Raw genomic sequence first — 25,641 nt, 5'->3', positions numbered from 1 at the left:
GTGTGGATCGATCACGGCGCAAGTTGTCGAGAACCCCCGGTCCCTCATGTCACTGAGTATGCTGCAGAAGTGGGGCACCTTGCAGGTGTCCAAGCCGATTTCTCGGCGGAATGGGGTTTCGATGGACGTCTGGCGGATCACAGTGGCGGTGCTGCGCCGCTGGTATGTGTTCCTGCCACTTCTCGTGGTGTCAGGGCTGAGTGCGTATGCAGTCGGCGAGGGGGTGCATCCACAGTACGAAGTCACCGCCACCGCGATCCTCGTGCCCGGGGCCCAGGAGGCCGAGATCGACAACCCGTACGGCAGCATCGAAAGCACCAGCGATGTGTTGTCCATCGTGCTGGACGGCCCCCCGGTGCGGGACGAGCTCGAGGACCAAGGGCTCAATCCCGACTACGAGATCGACACGCGCTCCCGGAGCAGCATCATCGACGTGACGGTGCTCAGCGATACCAGGCCCGAGAGTGTGGCCACGGCCGAGGAAGTGCTCGAGGTCGCCCAGCGGGAGTTGTCCCAGCGGCAGGATGCTGCCGGCCTCCCGAAGGACACCCAGATCAGCTTGGAGGTCCTTCGGGCGCCAGCTCTGTCCCAGGTGGTGACCGACGGCAGAATGCGCAACATGGCGATCGTCGGCATCGCCGGTGCGGCACTGTCGCTGCTGGTGGCCATCCTCTTCGACGACTTGGTCGGGATCATCAAGCGGTGGGTTGAGCGTCGACGGCGCCTGCGGCGCTCGCACCCGTCCGAACTCTCCCCCAGCATCCCGCGACGGGAACGACGTGGGGCAACCCCCTCTGACGAACCTCGGCAGCGCCAACCCGACGACACGCCCTCGCAGCCATCCGCAGGGGCAGAGGCAGCCTCACAGCGAGACCCGACGGCGACTGACGACCGCGAGTCGGCGTCGAGCCAGGGCCGCGCGTGAGTGGGGTCAGGTGACCTGCAGTGGTCGGCAAGAGTGCCCGTTCGGAGGGTGACCCCTGGCAGCCGATCCTGCTGCATCTCCCCACCCCGCTCCAGCGGGCACGGGAGGACCGGACGCCGGTGCTGCTGCGCGGCGGCACCTTCACCACCGTAGGACTTCTCGTCCTCTTCCTCGCACTGCAGTTCCTCATCCCCGCCCGCCTGGTGATCGGTGGCATGGGCGCGGCGGGTCGCCCGTCAGTGGCCATCGGGATCCTGCTCGCCTTCCTGTGGGTCGTCTCGGCGGTCCGTCCCCATCGCCTCCCTCGGGGACGACAGCCGATCCGATGGGTGATCGGAGTCTTCGTCCTCACCCAGCTGATCGGGTACGTGGTGGGCTTCGATCGCCTGCCATCGCAGGCACAGGCAAGCGCAGCGACCCGCTGGCTCATCGTCGTGGCAGCCATCGCCGGTGTGACGCTGGCGGTGGCGGACGGAGTGCGCACGCGGTACGAGTTGGACCGGGTGCTGCAGTTCCTGGTCTTCCTCTCCGGCCTGATGTCCCTCGTGGGTGTACTCCAGTTCTTCGGGGTGGTCGACCTCGTTCAATACGTCCGGATTCCGGGTCTGCGATTCAACTACGAAGTGCTGGGGGTCGCCTCGCGAGGAACCGCAGGTATTCCTCGCGTCGCAGGCACGGCCAATCACTACATCGAGTTCGGCGTCGTCCTGGCGCTCGCGCTGCCTGTGGCCATGCACTATGCCCTCTTCTCACGGCCGGGCCTGCAGCGGTGGTGGCGCTGGGTCGCCGTGGTCCTCATCGCGCTCGGTATCCCGCTCTCGGTTTCCCGGTCGGCCCTGGTGACCGTCGTGGTGGGGATGGGCCTGATGGCGGTTGTCTGGCCCTGGCGGCAGCGCTACAACGCGTTCGTTCTCGCGGTGCTGGCAACCGCGGTCTTCCACGTGCTCAACCGTGGGGTGCTCGGCACGATCAAATCGCTCTTCACGAACGTCGAGAACGACCCGAGCGTCACTGACCGAATCGAACGGACAGCACGGGTGCTGGAGCTGTGGCACCAACGCCCCGTATTCGGATGGGGCGCCGGGATGGTGACCCCGCAGGAATTCCTCCTGCTCGACAACCAGATCTACGGGTTCCTGCTCTCCGGTGGTGTGCTCGCCGTACTCGGCTTCGCGGCCCTTTTTCTTGTCCCATACCTACTCGGTCGCAGCACCCGCCTCCGCGGCCGGGACCAGGAGACCCGGCACCTGGGCCACGCGCTGGCCGTCACCATGCCGGCGGCTATGGTCGCCAGCGGAACCTTCGACTCCTTCTCGTTTGCCACTTTCGTCGGCATGGTGTGCATCCTCATCGGAGCCACCGGGGCTCTGTGGCGGCTCGACGAGACGTCGCCGTCCCGCGCCTTGCAGGTCGCCGGGCCCGGCGACAGGTTCGTCACCACCGCCCTGATGGCACAGGTACGCACACGCGTGCGACAGGTCTGGAAGGACCCGCACCCGGGTAGGATCCCCGGCTCCCCACGTCCGTCGACTCCTGGGGACCGGCGCCGCGACGACGACAATTCGCTGCGCACGGTCCCGTAGTCCTCTGGTCAGTGGATCATCTTTGGGCCAGACTTCCTCCATGGAGGGGATGCCCGGTCGCGCCGTACGCACCGCGCGCGCCTTTGCGGCGGCGGTGCACAGGCCTCCCTATGTGATGCCGGGCCACTACTACTCCCCCACCACGTCGCTCACCGACCGCGAACGCGCCGTCGCGTGGCGGACGGCGCCGGTGGTCGGGGTGGACCTCAACGAGACCGGACAAGAGCGGCTGGCCCGCCGCCTCGCGCCGCTCATGGTCCAGCTGCCCGAGGACCGGTGGGAGCCCAACGGGATGTACGGTCGCGCCGACGCTGCAGTTCTTCACGGCATGCTCCGTCACCACGAGCCGAAGCACCTGCTCGAGGTCGGGTCCGGCTACTCGACCGCCGTCGCGCTGGACGTCGTGGACAGATATCTGCCAGACCTACGGATCACCTGCGTGGAGCCGAACCCGGACCGGTTGCGAACTCGGCTGCGTCCCGGGGACGAGGTGGTCGTCATCGACGAGCCAGTGCAGGATGTACCGATCGAGATCTTTGCCCAGCTCGGGGCCGGGGACATCCTCTTCATCGACTCCACGCACGTGCTGAAGTCCGGGTCCGACGTGGCGTGGCTGTACCTGCACGTCCTGCCCACCCTCTCTTCGGGTGTCGTCGTGCACGTTCACGACGTCCACTGGCCGTTCGAGTACCCCGAACGCTGGATCCGCGAGGGGCGCGACTGGACGGAGGCCTACCTGCTAAGAGCCTTCCTCACCCACAACGATGCGTGGCAGATTCTCCTGATGACGTCATGGGTGTGGGGGAAGCGTCCGGCTCTCGTGCCCGAGTCGCTGCGTCACCAGCCCACGGGGTCGCTGTGGATGCAGCGGCGGTAGGAGAGGTCGACCAGCACCAGGAGTCGCCCGTGCTCGACTGCCTGCTGGTCGTCGTCTCCTACCGCAGCGCCTCTGACGTCGCCGGCTTGCTGGAGACGGTGCCGGCTGCCGCTGGCGATCTCTCATGGCACGTCGTCGTCGTCAACAACGAACCCGCCGATGACCTCGCACGAATCGTCGCCGACCACCCGGACGCGGAACTCGTGGAGTCGGGGAAGAACGTGGGGTACGCCGGCGGGATCAACCGTGGGCTGCTCGACGCGCCTCCCACCCGGTGGACGGTCTTCCTCAATCCCGACCTGCGTCTCGGACCGGGATCCATCGCCCGGCTGACAGAGGTGGCCGGCCAGAGGGACGCCGCGGTGCCGACGATCGTGGATGGCGAAGGGGTCCTGCAGTGTTCCCTTCGTCGCGAACCAACCATCCTCGGCTCAGTCGGTGACGCGTTCTTCGGTGACCGATGGCCGGGCCGCCCGCCCGTGCTCGGCGAGACCATCCGTGATCGGGCAACGTACGCCCATCCCGCAGTCGTCGCCTGGGCGACGGGAGCACTGCTCGTCGTGCCCAGCGCGGTCGTGAGGAGGGTCGGTCCATGGGACTCGGGGCACTTCTTCCTCTACTCCGAGGAGACCGACTACTGCCGCCGGTTGCGCAGTCTGGGAGTGGAGGTCCGTTTCGTACCGGACGCGGTCGTGCGCCACCAAGGCGCCGGGTCAGGAACCTCGGATGCGCTGCACGCCCTGCAGGAGGTCAATCGCGTCCGCTACTTCCGCAAGTGGCACGGTCGTCTGGCGTCCGCGGGTTTCGCCGGGGTCGTGGTCCTGAACAGCGCGATCCGTACTCATCGATCGCAGAGCCGAGCGGCACTGCGGGCGCTGGTGTCATCGAACGCGCGCGCGTCCCTGCCCGGGGGTGGCAGGTGAGCACCCCGATCGGCAGCATCATCATCGCCGCCCATGACGAGGAGGCCGTCATCGCACGCGCATTGCGACACCTCTGCGACATCGCCCAGGAAGGACTGGTCGATGTCATCGTGGTCTGCAACGGCTGTCGCGACCGGACAGCGCAGGTGGCCCGGGAGTTCTCCCGGGTCCGGGTTCGCGAGTTGCCTCAAGCGTCGAAGACCGCGGCCCTGCGGGAAGGGGACCGGATTGCTGTCCCCGGCCCCCGGGTCTATCTCGATGCCGACGTCGAGATGACCGGCCGGGCCGCCGTGGCGACCCTGCGTGCTCTCACCGATGGCGCGCTCGCCGGCCGGCCGCCCCGCCGGTTCGAGACTGCACGCGCACACTGGTCGGTCCGTCGCTGGTATGCCGTCCGGGAGAGGCTGCCGTCCATCTCCGGGACACTGTGGGGTTCCGGCTGCTATGGGCTCTCCGTGGAGGGCCGGGCACGGTTCGCGGAGTTTCCCGAGGTCATCGCTGACGACCTCTTCATCGACTCACTCTTCACGATGGACGAGGTGACGATCATCGCGACCGACGCGGTGGTCGTGCACACCCCCCTCCGGCCCGCAGACCTGTTGATGATCCTGCGACGCAGATACAGGACGCAAGAGGGGCAATGGGTCGAGGCGGGGCCGGGGCCGCTGTCCCCCGGGCAGCGCCGTCAGCTGCGTGATCTTCGGGCACTCATCCGACGCGAGCCGGCCCGCATCGGTGATGTCGTCGTGTACTCCGCGATGATCGTCTTGGCGCGCCTGCGAGCACGATTCGGTCCATCACCACGGTGGGAGCGAGACACGAGTTCTCGTGAACTGTCGGAATGAGCATGGCGACGCCATTCCCTTCATCGCCCCGATCTCAGGGTCCAGCTACCGTCACCCCCGCTATACTTCGCGGCAGATGCGCTGACTCAGAGCCGAGCGAAGCGGGGTGGTGGACATGGTCTTCAAGCAGGCATTCCAACGGCTGCCGCCCGTGGCCCGACGGGATGCCGTCATCGAGGCACTGCTGGTGGAGCGGGGTCAGGCGTCGTTCTTCTACAAGTTGCGCGAAGCCAAGCGGGTGCGACAACTGCAGTCCCCACAGGACGCACCGGCCCCCGTGTGGGAACTGAACAACAAGGCGTCCGGATACGACTTCGCGCACAGCCACGGCGTTCCCATTCCACGGGTCTATGGTCAGTATGCCGATACCGCCGACATCGATTGGACCGCTGCACCCGCCGAGTTCGTCATCAAGATGACGCAGGGCACCGCTGCGCAGGCAGTCTGGCCGCTGGTGCGGGAGCGCGACGGGTACCGCGACCTCCTCAACGGCGCACCGGACGTCATTTCCCCGGACGATCTCGCCTTGCGAATCGACGCCCTCCACCACGACGAGGACGCCACGATTCTGATGGAGGAACTCCTCCCCGCTCCGGGGAACTCCACCCTCCGGGTTCCACCTGACTACAAGCTGCTCTGCTTCCACGGGGTCGTGGGCTTGATCACGGTGATCGGACGGACGCAGCGGTCCGGTAAACGGCTCGGATCGCGGCACTTTGCAACGGACGGCACCGACCTTGGCAATGCCGTGGTCGACACCCTGACCAACACTCGCTTGCCGCCTCCAGTTCACCTCAAGGAGCTGATCGCTGCCGGCGAGACGCTCTCCGCGGCCATCCACTCACCCTTCGTCCGCGTGGACATGTACGACACAGCGAAGGGCATCTTCTTCGGCGAGATCACTCCGGACCCCGGGGGCAACCACGTGATGCGGGAGGACGTCGACCGGTATCTGGGCAGTCTGTGGGAGAGTGCCCAGCACCAGTTGGAGCAGCAGGCGATCAGCGTCGACATCAGGAAGCCGGTCTACGGACACCACGAGCGTCGATTTCCCGTGGTTCCCTTGCGAGCAGTCCCATGAGCGCCGACAGGGACCGCGTCCTGCTCGAGCTCCCACTCCCGCTCGGGTCGGCTGCCGTCAGGCTCGATGCTCTCAGTCTGGCGGTGGCCATCGAGGACGGCTGCGGTGTGGTCCTGCCGGACCGACTGATCACCGCTGACCACCTGCGCAACCGAGAGTCCATCGAGGCTGTCCTGGACAGCCTGGCGGAGTAGCCACCGATGTGCGGAATCGCCGGGGTCCTCTCCTTCGACAACACACCGGAGATCGACATGATCAGGCGCATGCTGTCCAGACTGTCGCACCGCGGGCCGGATGGCAGCGGTATCTACCGGGACGCACACGTCGCCCTGGGTCAGACACGGTTGGCCATCGTCGACGTGGTCGGTGGTACCCAGCCGATGAGCAACGAGGACGGCTCGGTGTGGATCACCTTCAATGGGGAGATCTTCAATCACGTCGAGCTGAGGAGCGAACTCGCGGCCCTTGGGCACCGATTCCGCAGTCACAGCGACACCGAGGTCATCGTGCACGCGTGGGAGCAGTGGCAGGAAGGGTGCTTCGCACGGTTCAACGGCCAGTGGGCCCTGGCGATCTGGGAACGGGATCGGCAACGCCTGATTCTCTCCCGGGACAGGTTGGGCGTGCGTCCTCTTTACCTGTTCCGCGATCGGGGCCGGATCGTCTTCGCCTCGGAGGTCAAGGCGATCTTCGCCGATCCGGGGGTGCCCCGCTCCTTCGACCGTGTCGGTCTGGCCGAGACCATGACCTTCTGGAGCACGATCGCGCCCCGGACGGTTTTCGTAGGGATCGAGCAGCTGCCACCCGGCCATCTGGCCGTCATCACGCGGGAGTCGTACGACGTCCGCGCCTTCTGGCGTCCGGAGTTCCCGCCGCTTGGGCAGGAAGAGCAACAGGACCTGGAGCGCAACGCCGACGACGTGCGCGAGCGGCTCATCGAGGCCGTGCGTCTGCGGTTCCTACGCAGTGATGTCCCCGTCGCTGCCTACCTCTCCGGGGGCATCGACTCGGCCGTCATCGCGGCCGTCATCTCCCGCTACACCGACGTGCCGCTGCACACATTCTCGTTGCGGTTTTCTGACGTCGACTTCGACGAGGGGCCTTTCCAACGCAGGATGGCCGAGCGTCTGGGGACCGAGCACCACGAGGTCACTGTCTGCGCGGGCGATATCGGCGCGGCCTTCCCCGAGGTGGTGCGACACGCGGAGACTCCGCTCCTGCGAGCGGCCCCCGCCCCAATGCTGCTGCTGTCCGCGCTCGCCCGCGAGCACGGCTACAAGGTCGTGGTCACCGGGGAGGGCGCCGACGAGGTCTTCGCCGGGTACGACATCTTTCGCGAAGGGCGACTGCGCGAGTTTGTCGCCCGCGACCCCGACTCTGCAGTGCGCGCAAGCGCTCTGGACCTGCTGTACCCGTGGATGGCCCGCGCGCCGGGGCAAGCCCCCGCCTTCGCCCGCGAGTTCTTCGGCCGCAACCTTTCGGCCGATGACCCCGCGATGTCTCACCGACCACGCTGGGACAGCACGGCATCACTGCTGGCTCTGACCACACCGCACGCAGACTGGCCGACCGACGTCACCGGAGGCCTCGTGGCCGCGATGCCCGCCCAGAACAGCGCTTGGGACCCACTGAGCCGGGCCCAGTGGCTGGAGATGACCACCCTCCTCCCCGGCTACATCCTTGCCTCGCAAGGTGATCGGATGCTCATGGCCAACTCGGTGGAGGGGCGCTTCCCGTTCCTGGACCGGGACGTCGTCGACCTGGCAAATCGTCTGCCCAGCCGGCACAAGCTGCTCGGGATGGACGAGAAGCACGTCCTGAAGAGGGCCTTCTGGGACCTGCTGCCGGAGTCCATCCTGACCAGGCCGAAACAGCCCTACCGGTCCCCGGATGCGTCCGCCTTCTTCGGCAATGAGTCGGCGCCGTGGGTTGATGAGGTGATGGCCCCCGACGAAGTGGCTGCAGCCGGTATTTTCGAGCCCGCAGCCGCGGCCTCACTCATGAGGAAGTGCCGGAGGAAGGGTGGAGCGCGTATGGGAAACACAGACAACATGAGAACTTTGGCCATGATTTCCACCCAGCTCGTGTATCGCCAGTTCATCCTTGGTGACGGATCATCAGGGGCCGCCCAACCACTGGCGGAACCACTGACGGTGATCGATCGAGCAGCGCACAGTTAGGGATCGCCATGTCAACTGCATTCGGGCCACACACACTGCGGATCGACCTTCCCGCCATGACGGACCAGATTGGGGCCCGCATCCGGGACCACCTCAGACGAACCCGGAAGAAGGGAGTCGTCGTGGCCCTCTCCGGGGGCATCGACTCCAGCGTGGTCGCAGCGCTGGCTGTCGAGGCCGTCGGCGCCGACCGCGTCTTCGGGATCCACATGCCCGAGAAGGAGTCGTCACCCGAGACGCTGAGCATCAGCACCAGCCTCTCCGAGGCCCTCGAGATCGACTCTTCGACGGAGGACATCACTCCAGTCCTGGCGGCGTTCGGTGCCTACCGACGCAGAGATGACGCCATCCGACTCGTCTGCCCCGAGTATGGCCCGGGATACTTGTCCAAGATCGTGCTCCCGTCAGTGGTCGACTCCGACAGCTACCGGCTCTTCTCGGTGGTGGTCGTGGACCCACACGGGGAGCGACAGCAGTACCGCCTCACTCCTGAGGCGTACCTGAGCATCGTGGCCGCGACCAACTTCAAGCAGCGCGCGCGGAAGACCCTCGAGTACTTCCACGCCGATCGGCTGAATTACGTCGTCGGGGGCACGCCCAACCGCCTCGAGTTCGACCAGGGCTTCTTCGTCAAGCTCGGCGACGGCGCCGCAGACATCAAACCGATCGCACATCTCTACAAGTGCCAGGTGTACGCGCTCGCCGAGCACCTCGGCGTCCCCGAGCAGATCCGCACCCGACCGTCCACGACGGACACGTACTCCCTCCCCCAGTCGCAGGAGGAATTCTACTTCTCCCTCCCGCACGAGCGCATGGACCTGTGCCTTTACGGCAAGAACAATGACGTACCGAAGGAGGAGGTCGCGGCGGCCAGCGGGCTGACGATGGAGCAACTTGATCGCGTCTACCGCGACATCGACCAGAAGCGCCGAGCAACCGAGTACCTCCACATGGCGCCGGAGCTGGCCGGGGACGTCCCGGAGGTATGACCCGTCCCGGAAATCCACCCGCGTCGGTTGCATCGTTCACTCCTGCTGCACCAACTGGAGCGACTCGTGCAGGTGATGGCACCACGGCGCCAACAGTCGGGTGTCGGTGCCTCCATCGAGGTACGCCAGCACGGAGGTGATGATCGACCGAACACACTTCAGCTCCATGCCCAGTCGAACCAGATCGCGATCGAATGCTGCGCCCGTCGTCGCCTCGTAGCCCGAGACGAACTGGTCAACCGTGTGCGGGTCTGCGCCCACGAGCACCACGGCGCCCGCTCCGACCTCCAGCGCCCACGGCGCCCGGACGACGTTGTCGAAGTCGAGCAGAGCCCGCACGTGGAAGCCCTCGTCGAGGATGAGGTTCTCCCAGTTGACGTCGTTGTGGATGAGCCCAGTTTCCGACCGCGGCACGCGGTGCGCGATCGAGTTCTTGGCGAGCGTCTCGGCTCGCGCCGCCACCTCGGGAAGGACGCGGAGGGCCCACCGGTCGAAGTCGGACTTTCGGGGCTTCAGGCGCAGCACTTGCCATCTGGACACCAGCCGGCGGCGAGAGCCATGAATTCGGCGCACATTTGCGCGGGGCACTCTCAACAGTCGATCGGGGTCGCCTTCCCCCCCTTCATCCAGGTCCTGGCTGCCGACCATGTGCAGGGTCGCGATCATGACCGCCAATTCGCGCACGAGGTGGGGTCGAGCCCTGATCAGGGCGTCCCGACCGCCGATGGACACCTGCTGTCCCTCGACCCAACGGTGGAGGGAGTACCAGGCGGGACCGTTGCGGACCACGGTCTCGCCGCTTCCGGCGATGCAGAGTGGTGCCACCGGGAAGCCTGCCTCGGCCAACCGGAGCTCCAGAGGGTGAGACCTGCGCAATCCTTCGACCGCACTCAGCGACGTGTATCGCTTCAGTGCCCAGTCCCGGTCGTCCACCCGCACCCGAAACCCGCGAGTCCGCCCAGTTCCCGACACCAGCGGGGCGACCACATCAATCGACGAGGGGTCGATCCCGAATGCCGCCAGCGCACCCGAGATCGTCGCCCCGGTAGAAGACCGCACCCGGGGCCTGCCCGCGCGGGAAACCGTCATACGTGAGTGTAGCCTTCGGACCTAGTCCTCCCCCGTGATCGCGGCTAAACTGACCGCCGGGGGGCATGGATGACATGGGGATTCGAGCGATGGTCCGTCGGCGATGGGGCCGTGACACCCTGCCCACGGCGATCCGCGGCCACGACGGCCAGTTCTCGGGTGCCCCTCGACGAAGGCCCCCACACGTCGCGATCATCGTCGAGAACCTACCGCTGCGTCTGGACCGACGTGTGCGCCATGAGTGTCAGGCACTGATCCGCGCCGGGTACGCCGTCAGCGTGATCTGCCCCAAGGAAGAGCCCGGCGAGGTCGATGAGCATGTTCTCGACGGGGTACACGTGTACTCCTACCGCGCCTTCGAGAGCACCGGGGGCGTCCTCTCCTACTTCTGGGAGTTCGCCACCTGCTTCGCCCACACGTCGTTGCTGACCTTGCGGATCCACCGCACCCGGCCCTTCGACGTGCTTCAGGCCTGCAACCCTCCGGACACGTACTGGCTGCTGGGAGCGTTCTGGAGGCTCATGGGACGGCCCTTCGTCTTCGACCAGCACGATCTGTGCCCGGAGGTCTACCAGGCACGGTTCCGCCAGGACGGTCTCGTGTACTCCGCGCTGCTGTGGAACGAACGGCAGACCTACCGCACGGCGGACCGGGTCATCTCACCCAATCCCGGCTACCGCGAGGTCGCCCTTGACCGTGGCCGGATTCCCCCGCACCTCGCCACAGTCGTGATGAGCACCCCGGACCCGAAGCTGATGAAGCGCGGAGGGCAGCACCCCACGCTGCGACGCTCACGCAAGCACTTGATCTGCTACGTCGGCATCATGGGGCCACAGGACGGCGTCGACAATCTCCTCGTGGCCATCGACTGCTTCGTCCACCACCTCGGCCGACGCGACACCCACTTCGCGCTGCTGGGTTTCGGGGACAGCGCCGCCGCACTCCGCGACGACTGCACCTCACGCGGGCTCGACCCGTGGGTGACGTTCACCGGGCGCGTGGACCACGAGGAGATCAGCAGGTGGTTGTCCACCGCGGACATCGGCGTCACCCCGGACCCGCCGAACGAGTTCAACCACCGATCGACGATGAACAAGACCCTCGAGTACATGGCACACGAGGTTCCAGTGGTCGCCGTGGACCTGCGGGAGACCCGACGGTGCGCCGATGATGCCGCCGTATACGTCTCGGGTACCGACCGGCTCGAAGCGGCCCAGGCGATGTCCGACCTGCTGGACGACCCCGTTCGACGAGAACATATGGGACGACGGGGCCGGGCCCGCATCGAAGGCGAACTGGCATGGCGGACTCAAGCGAGGGAGTACGTGCAAGTCTTCGATGCACTGACAACAACCGGTCGTCAGCCGTCCAGGTGACGAACTTGACCCGGTCCGTGACCGTAGCCGCCGCCTTGGTCGCTGCGGTGACGCTGAGCGCCTGCCAGTCCACCTCGTCCGACAACGATGGTTCACCAACCGGGGCCACCGCCTTGGGCGACACCACTCCTGCGTCACCGAGCAGCGCGGTACCTGAGTTTCCGGATGCGCAGAGCACGGGCGTTCCGGCAGGGGTCGAGCTGGAGCCATCCGACAGCCTGCGGATCACCCAGGACGGCACCGTGATCGACGGCTTGCACGTCAACGGAGTCATCACCATCGACGCGGATGACGTGACCATTCGCAACACCCTCGTCCAGACAGGCACCAGCCTCTACCCCATCAAGGTCACCGACGACACCACGGGCGCCGTCATCGAGAACGTCGAGGTCGACAACGAGGGAGGCACCGGCATCGGCATCTACCTCCAAGGCGCTGCCACCGTGCGCAACGCCAACATCCACTCCGCCGAGGACGGCATCCGCATCCAGGAGGACAACGTCCTCATCGAGGACTCCTACATCCACGACCTGCAGCCCCACGAGGGCGGCCACCACGACTCCATCCAGATCCGCAACGGCGACAACGTCACCATCCGTGGAAACAACCTGCAGGCATACGTCCCCTCCCTGGACACCCCGCTGAACGCATCCCTGCAAATCGGATCCCTCGCCGGAGACCACCCGATCAGCAACCTCCAGGTCATCGGCAACCTCATGAACGGCGGCAACTACACCATCAACGGCGGCCGCAGCGGCGACACCGACAGCGCCCACTACGCCGACAACCGCTTCGGCGACGACTACCGCTACGGCGCCGTCGGCAACCTCCAGGACGGCAGCGTCTGGGAAGACACCAACGTCTGGCACGACACCGGAGAACCCGTTACGCGCTGATCTTTCGGGCCGCCACCGCGGCATGCGCATGTCGGCCCGAACGAATGATGAGGCCATGATCGATCGCGACGACTTCGGCAGTCCGTGAGACGCCGACTTGAAGGCTGATCGACTTGCCCTATCATGGGCGCGTCCATTTTGCTGGAGCGCCACGTCACGGTTGCATCACGATATGGACGACAGTCTCCGCACATAGCGGTGGCCGCAATTTCCCCAATTGTGACTCGACAGTATCAAGCAGGGCCCGTCATCACGATGGCGCCCTGAAGAAGGAGATCAGAACGTGACTTTCCGAGCGACCACGAGCCGCGGCATCCGGGTCCGAAGACGAGCCGTCACCGTCACCGTTGCGCTGACCGCAGCTGCAGCGCTGAGCGCCTGCCAGCCCTACGGTCCCAACGGCCCCGGCAGTGTCATCCCTCCCGATGGGAACGGCTCCTCGGCCGAGCCCACCGAGCCGACCACCGAGCCGACCACCGAGCCGACCGAGCCGACCACCGAGCCCACCGAGCCGACCGAGCCGACCACCGAGCCCACCGAGCCGACCGAGCCGACCACCGAGCCCACCGAGCCGACCGAGCCGACCACCGAGCCCACCGAGCCGACCGAGCCGACCACCGAGCCCACCGAGCCGACCGAGCCGACCGAGCCGACCACCGAGCCCACCGAGCCCACCGAGCCGACCGAGCCGACCGAGCCGACCACCGAGCCCACCGAGCCGACCGAGCCGACCGAGCCGACCACCGAGCCCACCGAGCCGACCGAGCCGACCACCGAGCCCACCGAGCCCACCGAGCCGGCACCCGAGCCGACCACCGAGCCGGCACCCGAGCCGACCACCGAGCCCACCGAGCCGGCACCCGAGCCGACCACCGAGCCCACCGAGCCGGCACCCGAGCCGACCACCGAGCCCACCGAGCCGGCACCCGAGCCGACCACCGAGCCCACCGAGCCGGCACCCGAGCCCAGCTCCCCACAGGGCTTCCCGGATGCGCAGAGCACGGGCGTTCCGGCAGGGGTCGAGCTGGAGCCATCCGACAGCCTGCGGATCACCCAGGACGGCACCGTGATCGACGGCTTGCACGTCAACGGAGTCATCACCATCGACGCGGATGACGTGACCATTCGCAACACCCTCGTCCAGACAGGCACCAGCCTCTACCCCATCAAGGTCACCGACGACACCACGGGCGCCGTCATCGAGAACGTCGAGGTCGACAACGAGGGAGGCACCGGCATCGGCATCTACCTCCAAGGCGCTGCCACCGTGCGCAACGCCAACATCCACTCCGCCGAGGACGGCATCCGCATCCAGGAGGACAACGTCCTCATCGAGGACTCCTACATCCACGACCTGCAGCCCCACGAGGGCGGCCACCACGACTCCATCCAGATCCGCAACGGCGACAACGTCACCATCCGTGGAAACAACCTGCAGGCATACGTCCCCTCCCTGGACACCCCGCTGAACGCATCCCTGCAAATCGGATCCCTCGCCGGAGACGACCCGATCAGCAACCTCCAGGTCATCGGCAACCTCATGAACGGCGGCAACTACACCATCAACGGCGGCCGCAGCGGCGACACCGACAGCGCCCACTACGCCGACAACCGCTTCGGCGACGACTACCGCTACGGCGCCGTCGGCAACCTCCAGGACGGCAGCGTCTGGGAAGACACCAACGTCTGGCACGACACCGGAGAACCGGTCCGCTAGGTCATCCTCCTGCACGGCGACCCGTCAGCGCACGAGCCGGTCAGTCGACCTCGAGTCGGATGATCCGGTCATCCGAGGCTGACGGGTCGCCCCGGCCGTCCGTGTTGGACGTGACCACCCACAGGTCATCGCCTGCAGCGGCAGTGACGGCCCGCAACCTCCCCAGATTCAGCTGGTGGTCGCGCGGCTCCCCGAGCTTCCCGTCCGAGCGGATGGGTACGTGCCACAGCCGCTCTCCCCGCAGTGCGGTCATCCAGATGCCCTCGTCGGTGACAGCAATCCCGGACGGGGACGCCTCGTCCGTGGTCCAGGTGACGAGGGGGTTGATGTAGTCAGAGTCCTCGGCCCAGCCCTCGACATGGGGCCAGCCGTAATTACCGCCGGCCTCGATGAGATTGAGCTCGTCATACTCGCTACTGCCGAACTCGGAGGCATACATGGTGCCGTCGCTGGTCCAGCCGATCCCCTGGACGTTCCGGTGCCCGTAGCTGAAGACCTCGTTGTCGAAGGGGTTACCGGGCGCCGGTTCGCCCGACGCCGTCAGCCGAAGGATCTTGCCGGCAAGGCTCGAGGTGTCCTGCGGGAGGTCGAGGTTCCGGGCATCTCCGGTCGTCACGTACAGATGGCCGTCCGGGCCGAACGCCAGCCGTCCTCCCGAGTGGTTCTCGTTGGTCGGCACCCCCTCGAGGATGACCTCGGGATCCACGAGGTCATCGCCCTCCATCTCGTAGCGCAGGATCCTGTTGTCCGACTTGGTCGTCAGGTACATGTAGATCCCGCCGTCCGGGCCGATGGCGAGCCCGAGGAGTCCGTCCTCACTCTCGTGCTGCACCCCCGGCACGGCGCCCCCTTCGCCTCCCGCATCCAGGACGGTCGTGCCCTCGTCGTCGAGACGCAGCACCTTTCCCGAATCCCGCAGTGTCACCAGCGCCGACCCGCCGGGAAGGAAGTCGACATCCCACGGGGTCTGCAGGTCGGTGGCCACCGTCTCGGCAATGCTGACCTTGCCCGACTCCTCGGGCTCATCCGGGTCCGCGGGGTCGATGCCGCTCGTCGGTGACCGGGAGGAACTCGGTGCGGGTCCACCTCGCGGCTCATCCTCCGGTGCAGACGCTGAGCACCCCACAGTGACGGCCACAGCGGACACCCCGAGCACTGCCCACAGCCGAGTGTTGAGGCGTCGTACTCGTCGCATCCAGACCTCCTGCGGGCGGACCTGCGTGCCACCAGCACCAGTACACGACAACGATACTGCCTCAGACAGTGGGATCACATAGGCGAATCGGCTTGTTTCCGGGTCACGAAGGCCGTGACGCTCTCCATGCTGTCCAGGTTCGCCGGGATCGTTTCGTGGTCGGCCACCGGTACTCCGAGATCACCCTCGAGGAACTCGACCAGCTCGAGAACCCCGGTCGAATCGAGGATGCCGCTGGCCAGTAGCGAGTCAGAGTCGCCCGGCATCTTGGACGCATCGCCAAAGAGGAAGTTGGTCAGAATGAACTGACGAACCTGACTCAGCACGTTATCGCCCATTCCAACCTCACTCCAGCGCTCGTGGATCGACCCCTGCCGTCGGCGTGGCAGTCACGCTACCCTAGGACCGCGGTACGAAACCCGGATTTCGACCCAGCAAGGGGTGGCAGGTGGTCCAGCAATCCGCCAATGTCGGCGATCTGCTCCTGCGCGCGGGCCGCGACGAGGACCTCGCGATCATCGACCGCGACGGTCCCCACACCTATGCCACGCTCCGACGGGCGACGAGTGCCCTGGCTCGATCCATCGCGACATGGGACCTGCCTCCCGGATCCAGGGTCGGGTTGTTCAGCCGCAACTCGCTCTTCTGGGCCGCGTCGTACTTGGCCATCCTGCGATCCGGGCACGTGGCGGTTCCGTTCGCCACTACCCTGACGACCCGTGACGTGCTCGCGAAGGCCGAGTTCGTCGACTGCGACACGTTCTTCATCGATCCAGCTCTCAGGGCCACCGCCGCCGGGGTGGCGGACGCCGTCACCCGGGTAGCCGGCCCGTCGCTGCTCGAGGAGCCGCTGCCTTCCGCTCTCGCGCCCTTCGCAGCAGTGGACGCTGACGACGACGCCGTGCTCATGTTCACCTCCGGGACGACCTCGGCGCCACGAGCAGTGCGCGTCAGCCACCGCAACATCCGGGCGAACACCGACTCGATCCTGCAGTACCTCGAGCTCACCCCCGAGGACCGGATCGTGGTCGTGCTCCCCTTCTCCTACTGCTACGGCGCATCACTGCTGCACACGCACCTGCGCGCAGGTGCCAGTCTCTCGATCTGCGACACCTTCGCCTTCCCCGAGACGGTGATCGACACGATCCGACGGGACGCCTGCACCGGCCTGGCCGGGGTGCCTTCCACATATCAGCACCTCCTTCGCGCCAGCTCGTTCAGGACCACTCCACTGCCGTCACTGCGGCTGCTCCAGCAGGCCGGTGGGCGCCTGCCCCAACCACAGGTCGACGCCGTGGCCGCCAGCCAGCCCCAGGCTCGGCTCTTCGTGATGTACGGCGCAACAGAGGCCACCTCACGGCTTTCCTACCTGCCCCCGGAACTGCGCGAGGAGCGCCGCGGCTCGGTGGGACGGGGGATTCCCGGCGTCACCCTGAGCGTGGTCGACGACGACGGACGGGAGGTCGCCGCCGGGTCTGTGGGCGAGGTCTTCGCCCGCGGGGAGAGCATCACGAAGGGGTACTGGAGGGACCCGGAGGGCACGGGCACGCGATTCGTGGACAGCGGACTGCGCACTGGTGATCTCGCCTACGCCGATCCCGACGGCTTCATCCACATCGTCGACCGCAAGGCCGACTTCATCAAGTCCTGGGGCATCCGCGTGTCCAGCCAGGAGATCGAGGACGCAGTGGTCGCGATGCCCGGCGTGCATGCCGCCGCCGCGGTGGGCAGGCCCGACGAGGCGGCGGGCGAGTCCATCGTCCTCTTCTACGTGGCTGCCGACGACATCGAGGTCACTCCCGAACAGGTGTTGGCCCACTGTCGGAGCACCCTGGCCCGCCACCTCGTCCCGCATGAGGTGCACCCGATCCCGGGCCTGCCACTGAACCCGAACGGCAAGATCGTCAAGGCTGACCTGAAGGCACTGGCCGCCGACTCCTGAGTCGGCTGGAGAGGGGCGCATCATGCATCGACTCGTCCTGAACGTGTCGCACGCAGATCTTGTCGCAGTCAGCAACGCGCACGTGTTCTTCGCCCACCAGTCCGTCGGCCGCGCCGTCCTCGACGCCGTCCCCCGCCTGTACGCCACCCACGACCTGCCGGCTCCTCGGGTCGCTGAACTCGCTGACGCCGAGCCCGGTGACCATCTGGTTCACACCCGCATCGGCGAGAATGGTGACCCGCTCGGCAAGGTTGACGAGTACGCCGCACTCGTGCGTGGAGGCATTGGTGACTGGGCCGACGCGGCAGTCCTGAAACTGTGCTACGCGGACATTCGAGCGGGGAGCGACGTCACCGGGATCTTCGCCGCCTACAGGGATACTCTGTCCGCCCTCAGCACGGAGTACCCGAACGTCGCCTTCGTGCCGGCGACGGTGCCCCTGACGACCAAGCGCGGCCGTGTCGCAACACTGAAGGGGTGGCTGGGACGCGGCGACCGGCACGGGCCCGAGCACAACATCGCAAGAGATGACTTCAACGCGTTGGTTCGTGCGGAGCACCCCAGGACCGAGCGCCTCTTCGACATCGCCTCCATCGAATCCACCGCCAAGAGCGGCCACGGCACCGTCGGATGGCACCGCGGGCGGACCTACCACGCGCTCGACCGGGCCCGGGCGCGCGACCACGGACATCTCAACGAGGACGGCGCGGACACGGTGGCAGCTGACCTGATCACGGTGATCGCGACGGCGTTGCGTGAGTGAGCCCATGGGCATCATCGGGCTGGGCACGGACATCGTGGACGTCGCTCGCCTCACCCGCCTGATCGAAAGGGGTGGCCCGCGCTTCCTCGAGCGGTGGTTCCGCGCCTCCGAGCTGGAGATCCGGCCGGGTGGATCGGAGGCCCTGCACGTGGCCGCGCTGCTGGCGACCAAGGAGGCCACCGTGAAGGCGCTACGGGTGTCAGCCAACGGCCCCGTTCCCTGGCGCGACATCGAGGTCACCCTGCAGCCCGGGCTGAGTCTCCACGGGAGGCTGCGTGCGTTGGCCGCCGAGCGTGGCGCCTGTGCCTTCCGCGTCTCGATGGCGCAGACGCCCGACCATGCCATGGCCACGGTCGTCGCGCTCTCCAAGGCGGATCAGGCCCGGCTCTGACGCCGCGTGATCTCGTGCACCTCACGGAAGAAGTCGCTCTGCTCGATCAGCTCCTCCTGCGGGCCGAGACCCGAGACCCGACCGTCAACCATCACGACCACGCGGTCACACACGGCCAGCGTCGAGAGCCGATGCGCGACCAGGACTGTGATCGTGTGCTTCTTGATCTCCTCGAGTGACTTCTGGACGAGCTCCTCCGAGCGGGCGTCCAGGGCGCTGGTGGGTTCGTCGAGCACGAGAACAGCAGGGTCCTCGACCAGTGCTCTCGCCAGGCAGATACGTTGGCGTTGACCACCAGACACGGCGTTCACACGCTGCCCGATGATGGTGTCGTAACCCTTCGGCCACGAGACGATGTCGTCGTGGATGTGCGCCTGCTTGGCTGCCGACACGATCTGCTCCTCGGTGAGCCAGTCCCGGTGCAGAGCAATGTTCTCCCGCACCGTTCCCCAGATCACCTGCGCGGACTGGGGCACGTAGGCGACCTGCCTCTGCCAGTCCGCACGTCGAGTCCTGCGCACGTCCCTGCCATTGACGAGCAACGCCCCTTCATGTGGGTCGCGCAGCCGCAGCAGGACCTGGACGATCGAGGACTTGCCCGCACCGGAGGGCCCGACGATCCCAATCGCCTCACCCCGGTGTAGATCGAAGCTCACGTCGTTCAGAACATCGACGCCCGGCCGGTAGGCAAGAGCGATGCGCGAGAGCTCGATGACCCTGATCTCGTCTAGTGGCTCGACACCATCCTGTTGCGGATTGGCACGGTAGCGGCCCAGGGCATCGGCGATGTGGTTGAGGAAGGGCACCCGCTCATCGATGGTCGTCACCGCGGTCTGGATCTGCTGGGCGTACGTGAGCGCACGGATGAGCAGCAGGATGACAGCCGCGAGCGCGGCGAGCTCGCCGGCGCCGACCAGTGCCACGACGATCAACGCAACCACCAGGAGCAGCATCGCCACGCTCTGGTAGAGCCCGGGCAGCGCCATCGACATGAAACGCGTGCGAACGTATGGATTCCGGACGGACTCGACATGGTCGTGGAAGCCGGAGCGGAAGGCGCTCGTGGCGCCGAAGACCTCCGTCTCCTCGGCCATCAGGACGACTTCCTGGACGGTGTTGGTGAAGGATATGTTCTCGCCGCTCAGCCGCTTGGCGTGCCGCCGCAGACGGCGCGACATCGGTCGTAGCACGATGAAGAGAGCGACAGCGGCTACCAGGAAGACTGCTGCAGCCACGATGTTCTGCAGGAAGGCTCCCACAGCCATGGTCACGAACATGATCGTCGCAGTCAGACCCACGCCCATGCTGATCACGGTCATTCCCGCGTAGGACGCGTTCTGCATCATGAGATTCTGGAATGCCCCATCGCGCTCCATGGACTTCACGGACCAGGACGCCGAAGTGAATGCCTCGAACAACTGGATCCGTATGTCGGCCAGCACCTGAGCGCTCATCCGCGCGGGGAGGTAGGCCAGGACCAGTTGGAGGCCAGCGCGCAACAGTGACATTGCGATGGCAACCGCAAAGGTCGTGGAACGATCCATCTGCATCGTCACGGGACCCAGGTCATAGTTGACGCCACTCTGGCCCTCGGCCGCCCCGACCGCCATCGTCGCTATCAACGTCAACAGGCCCGCCTCGACGAAACCGGCCACGATCGACACCACCACGACCGCGCCAAGAAGGATCTTGGAAGAGCGGAAGAACGGCGAGAGGCGATGCCACGCACGTCGTAGGCGAACCACGGTGTGGAGAGGCCCGGACCGCTGTCGCGTCTCCGGCTGATTCACGGCCCGAGACCCGGGGAGCCGCAGTGGGTATGACGCAGACTCATCGGCACATCCGCTCCTCAGGGTCGTTGTCACGCAACATACATCCCGTGGGGACACCGCGTCGGCGGATGAGCACCCCGGAATCTGGGGTGGCGAGGCCGGCACGAAGACCCGCCTCGACGTGTCGCCACGTCGTGAGGGCCCCGGGAGACCCATCGATCCACTAAACTCGCCACTCATGGGCGATGGCGCCCGGGACCACTGCCTCGGGGGACAAGCGATGCGTCAGCAGTTCAGGAGTGCGGCCAGGCGAGTACGACGCCGCCTGCAACGACCCACGCGCACGGACCTCCTTCCGCCCGCGCAACGTCTCGACCAACGCCCGGACCTCGAAGAATTTCAGATCGGCCGCTTTTCCTGGGGTCATCTGACAGTGTCCTACCGGACGCCCGGATGCGGGTTGACAGTCGGTCAGTTCTGCTCGTTCGCCTACGGCACCCGAATCGTCCTCGGTGGGGAGCACCAGGCGGACTTCGTCTCGACCTACCGGTTCCCGTCCTACCCACCCTTCAAGGAGGCCAGCGGAGAGCTCGCTCACCGGCCGACGGTGACCGGCGGAGACGTGACCATCGGCAACGACGTATGGATCGGACACGGCTCCCTCATCCTGTCCGGAGTCAGTCTGGGGGACGGCGTCATCGTCGGTGCCGGCAGCGTGGTGCGGCAGAACGCTCCTCCCTATGCCGTTGTGGTCGGCAACCCCGCCCGCGTCTCCGGGTTCCGCTTCGCTCCCGAGCAGATCGAGGCGTTGTTACGTATCAAGTGGTGGGACTGGAGCGAAGATCGCCTCGTCGCCGCCATGCCCCAGCTCGTGTCCGACGACATCCAGGGCTTCATCGACGCCCACGACCGCGAAGGCTGAGCACCGTGCCGGGACAGGGCACCGGTGTCACTGCCAGTGTGATCATCCCCGTCCGCAACGCCGCGAAGACCCTGCCTGACCAGCTGGCAGCCCTGGCCCTTCAGGACGCCGACATCAAGTGGGAGTTGCTGGTGGTCGACGATGGCTCGAGCGACGAGTCACCCGACATCATCCGGGAGCACGCAGACCGCTTCCCGCGGGTGCGCTCGTTCAGCTGTGAGCGTGCCGGCGCCAACGCCGCCCGCAACACCGGCGCCGAGCAGGCACGGAGTGACCATCTGCTCTTCTGCGATGCCGATGACGTCGTCGACGTGTCCTGGGTTCGCGCACTCTCCGCCGCGCTCGACGAACACCACGCGGTAGGCGGTCGTCTCGACAACGACACCTTCCCGCACGGATACATGCCCCGTCACCCTGACGCGCTCCCCATCGCCGGCGGCTTCCTCCCCCGCGCCATCGCCGCGAACTTCGGAGTACGGCGCTCCGTCTGGAAGGAGGTCGGCGGCTTCTGCGAGGACTACGCGTACGGCAGCACCGACACCGAGTTCTGCTGGCGCGTCCAGCTCGCCGGATACGAGTTGCAGTATGTCCGGGACGCAGTCGTCGCCTACCGCCATCGGACCACGCTGCGTTCAGCAGCCCGCAAGTCCTACCGCACGGGCCAGGCGCAGGTGCAGCTCTACCGCGACTTCCGCGAGAGCGGTATGCCGCGATCGAGCTGGCCGCGGACCGTCGGCCGCTGGGGGAGACTCTCCCTCAGGATGCCTCTGGCGATCGTCTCCGAGTCCTACCGGTGGACCTGGGTCCGAGAAGCGGCCCACGCCTGGGGCCGCGTCGTCGGCAGTGTCCGCCTCGGACTCCGGTACCTCTAGCGTCTCCAGCCTCGCCGGCGTCCACCTCCCCGCCTGTCCACGTAGTTGACGACGCACCCCTCGCAGGTGTCCTCTCCCCTTCGTCCTGCCCTCGGGGTGGTGCAGTCGCGCGCGGCGGCCTTTTCCACCATGCTGGCCACTCCGGACCGGAGATTCCAGCCCGGCCTCCACGAACGGCGGCCCGCGTTGACTCATTCACTCCCCCACCGTCTCGGCGCCGAGTTCCTGGGCACCTTCTGGCTCGTCCTCGGCGGCTGTGGCACTGCGATCTTCGCCGCCCAGCACGTCGTCGACGGAAAGGACACCGGTTTGGGTGTCGGCTTCGTCGGCGTCGCTCTGGCCTTCGGTCTGACGGTCCTGACGATGGTCTACGCCGTCGGTCACGTCTCCGGCGGTCATTTCAACCCCGCCGTCACCCTCGGCCTGGCCATGGGCAAGCGCTTCCACTGGAAGGACGTCCCGGCCTATGTCGTCACCCAGGTCGTCGCGGGCCTCGTTGCGGGTGTCGTGCTCTTCGTGATCGCCAGCGGCAAGGAGGGCTTCGACGCCGGCGCCGGCTTCGCGGCCAACGGGTACGCGGAGCACTCCCCCGGCGGGTACTCGCTCATGGCCGTGCTCCTCGCCGAGATCATCCTCACGGCCTTCTTCCTCTACGTCATCCTCGGTGCGACCGACGAGCGGGCGCCCGTGGGCTTCGCACCGATCGCCATCGGCCTGTCCCTCACCCTGATCCACCTCATCGCGATCCCGATCAGCAACACCTCGGTCAACCCGGCCCGCTCGACCGCCGTCGCCTTCTTCCAGGACGGCGCCACCGCCCAACTGTGGGCATTCTGGGTCGCTCCGATCATCGGTGCGCTCATCGCCGGCGCGACCTACGCGCTCATCACCGGCGTCGAGCGTGCCGGTGTCGACGTCGAGGGCGTCGACCAACCCTGATCGCTCCGGCCACCGGTGCGTCGACCCGCCCTCACGGGCGCAGGCGGCGCCCTTCGCCGTCCCCGATCAATCCGTTTGCGCCGCCGGCGCCGAACCCCTTGACATGAAGGTTCGCACTGCCACAGCAGCCGCATGCGGGATCCTCGCGACCGCGCTCGGTGGCGCTGCCGCCCACCTGGTCGCGTCTCTCGTCTCGCCCTCGGCCTCACCTGTGCTCGCCGTCGGCGGCCAGGTCATCAACCTCACCCCCACACCCGTCAAGGAGTGGGCGGTCTCAACGTTCGGCACCGCGGACAAGCCCATCCTCATCGGATCGGTCATCATCGTCACCCTGCTCCTGGCCGCACTGGCCGGGCTGCTGCGGCTGCGTTCCCGGGCCGCCGCGGTCGCCGTCCTGGTGCTGCTCACCGCACTCGCCGGTGCCGCCGCGGTGCTGCGACCGGAGACGGGCTCCTTCGCGTGGCTGCCGGCCCTCGTCGCGGCCGTCGTCGGGGTGGCCACCCTGGAGCTGCTCGTCTCCCGGACCTCACTCCTGCGCCCGGACCACGCCGTGCCCGGCGAGCCGACCCGCCGCGGGGTCCTCGCACTCGGTGGCGCAGGCGTCGGAGCAGCCGCCCTCGGGGTCGGTGGCCAAACGCTCATCCACCGTCGTGCACCCACCACGATCACCCTGCCTCCCGCCGTCGACCCCCTGCCACCGCTGGCGAAGGGGGCGGACCTGGGCAAGGCGGGCATCGCCCCCTTCGTCACCCCGGCCAAGGACTTCTACCGGATCGACACCGCCCTGCTCGTGCCGAAGGTCGACCCGCGCGACTGGTCGTTGACCATCGATGGTGACGTGCCGGATCCCTTCACGATCGATCTCGACGAGCTGCTCGCCATGCCCGCGGTCGAGCGGGACATCACGCTCAACTGCGTGTCCAACCCCGTCGGCGGCCCCTACATCGGCAATGCCCGCTGGCTCGGTGTCCTCACCCGTGAGCTCTTCGCCCGCGCCGGCCTGGAGGACGACTCACGCGACCCGGACCTGCAGGTGCTGTCCACCTCGACGGACGGGATGACGATCTCCACACCCCTGACCGCTCTGCTCGACGACCGCGACGCCCTCGTGGCGGTCGGCATGAACGGTGAGCCCCTGGCGGCCGAGCGTGGTTTCCCGGCCCGGCTCCTCACACCCCGGTTGTACGGCTTCGTCGGTGCCACCAAGTGGCTGACCCGGATGACCGTGACCCGCTACGACGAGCAGAGCGCGTATTGGACGGAGCGGGGCTGGGCCACCGACGGCACGGTGAAGACGCAGTCACGGATCGACACCCCAGCCCCCTTGGCGCGTCTCGACCCCGGCCGCACGACCATCGGTGGGGTCGCCTGGGCGCAGGGACGCGGGATCAAGAAGGTCGAGGTGCGCGTCGACGACGGTCCGTGGCAGCGGGCCACCCTGGGCGCCGAGGCGGACATCGACTGCTGGCGCCAGTGGTTCCTGCCCTGGGACGCCACCGACGGGCGCCACGACCTCACCGTGCGGGCCACCGACAGAACCGGCGCGGTGCAGACGACCGACACGGCCAACCCCTTCCCCTCAGGGGCCACGGGACTGCACTCCCTCGCAGTCACCGTCGGCTGACCAATCCGACCATGCGCACTGCTCCGAACTCCAGATGCACACTCCCACAACGCCTTTGGAGGCACCCGATGAACCCCAGGACCACCACGCGCTTGGCCGCGACGTTCGCCGCCGTTGCCCTCCCCTTCGCCCTGACCGCCTGCGGCTCGGACGGGGACTCCGGCACCAATGCCTCCGACTCCACCAGCTCCTCCGAATCCATGACCTCCGAGAGCTCGGAGGGCATGGAGGGAGATGACGCCATGACCGCGTCCGCACCCTTCGGCGATGGCTGCGCCGCCGTGCCCGAGGACGGCAAGGGATCCTTCGACGGCATGGCCGAGGACCCCGTGGCCACCGCGGCCGGCAACAACCCGGCGCTGAGCACCCTCGTGGGCGCGGTGAAGAAGGCCGAGCTCGCCTCGACGCTCGACTCCGCCGAGGACATCACGGTCTTCGCGCCGACCAACGACGCGTTCGACGCCATGGATCCGGCCACGCTCGACAAGGCCATGAACGACCCGAAGGGCCTGCTCTCCACGGTCCTGACCCACCACGTCGTCGAGGGGCGCCTCGCGCCGGAGGACCTGGCCGGCACCCACTCGACACTCGCCGGCGACGAGGTCACTGTCGAGGGGTCGGACGAGGACTTCACCGTCGGGGATGCGCAGGTCGTCTGCGGCAACGTGCAGACCGCCAACGCCACGGTGTACATCATCGACGGCGTGCTGATGCCCACAGCGAAGTGATCGATCACGCAT

General features: G+C 67.2%; 24 protein-coding genes. 20 read left to right on the top strand and 4 right to left on the bottom strand.

Going from position 1 to position 25,641, the window contains the following annotated elements:
• The first annotated feature begins 58 nt into the window (after positions 1-58).
• The 9 genes from BJY20_RS12200 to nadE all read left to right on the top strand — a co-directional run bounded on the left by BJY20_RS12200 (position 59) and on the right by nadE (position 9,403).
• Complete coding sequence (locus BJY20_RS12200) at positions 59-925, top strand: YveK family protein (protein ID WP_185991786.1); 867 nt, start codon at positions 59-61, stop codon at positions 923-925.
• Positions 926-945: 20 nt separating this feature from the next.
• Entirely contained in the window at positions 946-2,508 is a 1,563-nt protein-coding gene (locus tag BJY20_RS16500; protein WP_185991785.1) for an O-antigen ligase family protein, read from the top strand.
• A 40-nt stretch (positions 2,509-2,548) separates the two neighbouring features.
• Positions 2,549-3,385 (top strand): class I SAM-dependent methyltransferase, encoded by an 837-nt coding sequence (locus BJY20_RS12190; RefSeq protein ID WP_185991784.1) that lies wholly within the window; start codon positions 2,549-2,551, stop codon positions 3,383-3,385.
• Positions 3,367-4,308: a glycosyltransferase gene (locus tag BJY20_RS12185; protein WP_185991783.1), complete on the top strand. Its 942-nt coding sequence runs from the start codon at positions 3,367-3,369 to the stop codon at positions 4,306-4,308. Before BJY20_RS12190 ends, BJY20_RS12185 begins: the two co-directional genes overlap by 19 nt.
• Positions 4,305-5,153, top strand: a complete 849-nt coding sequence (locus BJY20_RS12180; RefSeq protein ID WP_185991782.1) for a glycosyltransferase — start codon at positions 4,305-4,307, stop codon at positions 5,151-5,153. Before BJY20_RS12185 ends, BJY20_RS12180 begins: the two co-directional genes overlap by 4 nt.
• Positions 5,154-5,268: 115 nt before the next feature.
• A complete protein-coding gene (locus tag BJY20_RS12175) occupies positions 5,269-6,234 on the top strand; it encodes an ATP-grasp fold amidoligase family protein (protein WP_185991781.1) in 966 nt (321 codons plus the stop codon).
• The gene (locus tag BJY20_RS12170; RefSeq protein ID WP_185991780.1) at positions 6,231-6,428 is read left to right on the top strand and encodes a hypothetical protein; all 198 of its coding nucleotides are present in this window, start codon (positions 6,231-6,233) and stop codon (positions 6,426-6,428) included. Before BJY20_RS12175 ends, BJY20_RS12170 begins: the two co-directional genes overlap by 4 nt.
• 6 nt (positions 6,429-6,434) lie before the next feature.
• Complete coding sequence (asnB, locus tag BJY20_RS12165) at positions 6,435-8,414, top strand: asparagine synthase (glutamine-hydrolyzing) (protein ID WP_185991779.1); 1,980 nt, start codon at positions 6,435-6,437, stop codon at positions 8,412-8,414.
• A gap of 8 nt (positions 8,415-8,422) precedes the next feature.
• A complete protein-coding gene (gene nadE, locus BJY20_RS12160; RefSeq protein WP_185991778.1) occupies positions 8,423-9,403 on the top strand; it encodes an NAD(+) synthase in 981 nt (326 codons plus the stop codon).
• Between the two features lie 36 nt (positions 9,404-9,439).
• On the opposite strand, the gene BJY20_RS12155 is transcribed toward nadE, so the two are convergent.
• On the bottom strand, positions 9,440-10,492 hold the full coding sequence (locus tag BJY20_RS12155; protein WP_246297150.1) for an aminoglycoside phosphotransferase family protein: 1,053 nt from the start codon (positions 10,490-10,492) through the stop codon (positions 9,440-9,442).
• A 65-nt stretch (positions 10,493-10,557) separates the two neighbouring features.
• Between BJY20_RS12155 and BJY20_RS12150 the strand changes: the two genes are divergently transcribed.
• The 3 genes from BJY20_RS12150 to BJY20_RS16495 all read left to right on the top strand — a co-directional run bounded on the left by BJY20_RS12150 (position 10,558) and on the right by BJY20_RS16495 (position 14,481).
• Entirely contained in the window at positions 10,558-11,868 is a 1,311-nt protein-coding gene (locus BJY20_RS12150) for a glycosyltransferase family 4 protein (protein ID WP_246297149.1), read from the top strand.
• Positions 11,869-11,885: 17 nt separating this feature from the next.
• On the top strand, positions 11,886-12,764 hold the full coding sequence (locus BJY20_RS12145; RefSeq protein ID WP_185991776.1) for a right-handed parallel beta-helix repeat-containing protein: 879 nt from the start codon (positions 11,886-11,888) through the stop codon (positions 12,762-12,764).
• A gap of 283 nt (positions 12,765-13,047) precedes the next feature.
• The gene (locus BJY20_RS16495) at positions 13,048-14,481 is read left to right on the top strand and encodes a right-handed parallel beta-helix repeat-containing protein (RefSeq protein ID WP_185991775.1); all 1,434 of its coding nucleotides are present in this window, start codon (positions 13,048-13,050) and stop codon (positions 14,479-14,481) included.
• Between the two features lie 40 nt (positions 14,482-14,521).
• Here BJY20_RS16495 and BJY20_RS12135 read toward each other — a convergent pair whose 3' ends face one another.
• Positions 14,522-15,676 (bottom strand): PQQ-dependent sugar dehydrogenase, encoded by a 1,155-nt coding sequence (locus BJY20_RS12135; protein ID WP_185991774.1) that lies wholly within the window; start codon positions 15,674-15,676, stop codon positions 14,522-14,524.
• 74 nt (positions 15,677-15,750) lie between these two features.
• Positions 15,751-16,014 (bottom strand): acyl carrier protein, encoded by a 264-nt coding sequence (locus BJY20_RS12130; RefSeq protein ID WP_185991773.1) that lies wholly within the window; start codon positions 16,012-16,014, stop codon positions 15,751-15,753.
• Positions 16,015-16,124: 110 nt separating this feature from the next.
• Here BJY20_RS12130 and BJY20_RS12125 point away from each other — a divergent pair, with 110 nt between their 5' ends.
• From BJY20_RS12125 to BJY20_RS12115, 3 genes are read left to right on the top strand one after another with little or no spacing between them, the layout of a single operon-like run.
• A complete protein-coding gene (locus BJY20_RS12125) occupies positions 16,125-17,618 on the top strand; it encodes an AMP-binding protein (protein ID WP_185991772.1) in 1,494 nt (497 codons plus the stop codon).
• 22 nt (positions 17,619-17,640) lie between these two features.
• Positions 17,641-18,381, top strand: a complete 741-nt coding sequence (locus BJY20_RS12120) for a hypothetical protein (RefSeq protein ID WP_185991771.1) — start codon at positions 17,641-17,643, stop codon at positions 18,379-18,381.
• The gene (locus tag BJY20_RS12115) at positions 18,374-18,772 is read left to right on the top strand and encodes a 4'-phosphopantetheinyl transferase superfamily protein (protein WP_185991770.1); all 399 of its coding nucleotides are present in this window, start codon (positions 18,374-18,376) and stop codon (positions 18,770-18,772) included. Before BJY20_RS12120 ends, BJY20_RS12115 begins: the two co-directional genes overlap by 8 nt.
• On the opposite strand, the gene BJY20_RS16490 is transcribed toward BJY20_RS12115, so the two are convergent.
• Positions 18,757-20,427 carry an ATP-binding cassette domain-containing protein gene (locus BJY20_RS16490; RefSeq protein WP_221935315.1) on the bottom strand — a complete coding sequence of 557 codons (1,671 nt, stop codon included), beginning with the start codon at positions 20,425-20,427 and terminating at the stop codon, positions 18,757-18,759. The two genes, BJY20_RS12115 and BJY20_RS16490, sit on opposite strands and share 16 nt — an antisense overlap.
• A gap of 577 nt (positions 20,428-21,004) precedes the next feature.
• On the opposite strand from BJY20_RS16490, the gene BJY20_RS12105 reads away from it, so the two are divergent.
• The 5 genes from BJY20_RS12105 to BJY20_RS12085 all read left to right on the top strand — a co-directional run bounded on the left by BJY20_RS12105 (position 21,005) and on the right by BJY20_RS12085 (position 25,629).
• Positions 21,005-21,466 carry a CatB-related O-acetyltransferase gene (locus tag BJY20_RS12105; protein WP_246297147.1) on the top strand — a complete coding sequence of 154 codons (462 nt, stop codon included), beginning with the start codon at positions 21,005-21,007 and terminating at the stop codon, positions 21,464-21,466.
• 38 nt (positions 21,467-21,504) lie between these two features.
• On the top strand, positions 21,505-22,338 hold the full coding sequence (locus BJY20_RS12100) for a glycosyltransferase (RefSeq protein WP_185991767.1): 834 nt from the start codon (positions 21,505-21,507) through the stop codon (positions 22,336-22,338).
• 66 nt (positions 22,339-22,404) lie between these two features.
• On the top strand, positions 22,405-23,277 hold the full coding sequence (gene aqpZ, locus BJY20_RS12095; RefSeq protein ID WP_343062874.1) for an aquaporin Z: 873 nt from the start codon (positions 22,405-22,407) through the stop codon (positions 23,275-23,277).
• Between the two features lie 103 nt (positions 23,278-23,380).
• Positions 23,381-24,901: a molybdopterin-dependent oxidoreductase gene (locus tag BJY20_RS12090; RefSeq protein WP_185991766.1), complete on the top strand. Its 1,521-nt coding sequence runs from the start codon at positions 23,381-23,383 to the stop codon at positions 24,899-24,901.
• A 68-nt stretch (positions 24,902-24,969) separates the two neighbouring features.
• Positions 24,970-25,629, top strand: coding sequence for a fasciclin domain-containing protein (locus BJY20_RS12085; protein ID WP_185991765.1), 660 nt, complete (start codon positions 24,970-24,972; stop codon positions 25,627-25,629).
• Positions 25,630-25,641 lie beyond the last annotated feature (12 nt).

The sequence above is a fragment of the Janibacter cremeus genome, from assembly GCF_013409205.1.
Lineage (GTDB): Bacteria > Actinomycetota > Actinomycetes > Actinomycetales > Dermatophilaceae > Janibacter > Janibacter cremeus.
The sequence above is the reverse complement of the archived record's forward strand: the minus strand, read 5'-3'. Positions and strand labels throughout refer to the sequence as shown.

Excerpts from the sequence above, each read along its gene's own strand:
- BJY20_RS12200 (WP_185991786.1), top strand. The coding sequence starts at position 59 with ATGCTGCAGAAGTGGGGCACCTTGCAGGTGTCCAAGCCGATTTCTCGG.
- BJY20_RS12190 (WP_185991784.1), top strand. The coding sequence starts at position 2,549 with ATGGAGGGGATGCCCGGTCGCGCCGTACGCACCGCGCGCGCCTTTGCG.
- BJY20_RS12175 (WP_185991781.1), top strand. The coding sequence starts at position 5,269 with ATGGTCTTCAAGCAGGCATTCCAACGGCTGCCGCCCGTGGCCCGACGG.
- BJY20_RS12170 (WP_185991780.1), top strand. The coding sequence starts at position 6,231 with ATGAGCGCCGACAGGGACCGCGTCCTGCTCGAGCTCCCACTCCCGCTC.
- asnB (WP_185991779.1), top strand. The coding sequence starts at position 6,435 with ATGTGCGGAATCGCCGGGGTCCTCTCCTTCGACAACACACCGGAGATC.
- nadE (WP_185991778.1), top strand. The coding sequence starts at position 8,423 with ATGTCAACTGCATTCGGGCCACACACACTGCGGATCGACCTTCCCGCC.
- BJY20_RS12155 (WP_246297150.1), bottom strand. The coding sequence starts at position 10,492 with ATGACGGTTTCCCGCGCGGGCAGGCCCCGGGTGCGGTCTTCTACCGGG.
- BJY20_RS12150 (WP_246297149.1), top strand. The coding sequence starts at position 10,558 with ATGGATGACATGGGGATTCGAGCGATGGTCCGTCGGCGATGGGGCCGT.
- BJY20_RS12135 (WP_185991774.1), bottom strand. The coding sequence starts at position 15,676 with ATGCGACGAGTACGACGCCTCAACACTCGGCTGTGGGCAGTGCTCGGG.
- BJY20_RS12130 (WP_185991773.1), bottom strand. The coding sequence starts at position 16,014 with ATGGGCGATAACGTGCTGAGTCAGGTTCGTCAGTTCATTCTGACCAAC.
- BJY20_RS12120 (WP_185991771.1), top strand. The coding sequence starts at position 17,641 with ATGCATCGACTCGTCCTGAACGTGTCGCACGCAGATCTTGTCGCAGTC.
- BJY20_RS12090 (WP_185991766.1), top strand. The coding sequence starts at position 23,381 with ATGAAGGTTCGCACTGCCACAGCAGCCGCATGCGGGATCCTCGCGACC.
- BJY20_RS12085 (WP_185991765.1), top strand. The coding sequence starts at position 24,970 with ATGAACCCCAGGACCACCACGCGCTTGGCCGCGACGTTCGCCGCCGTT.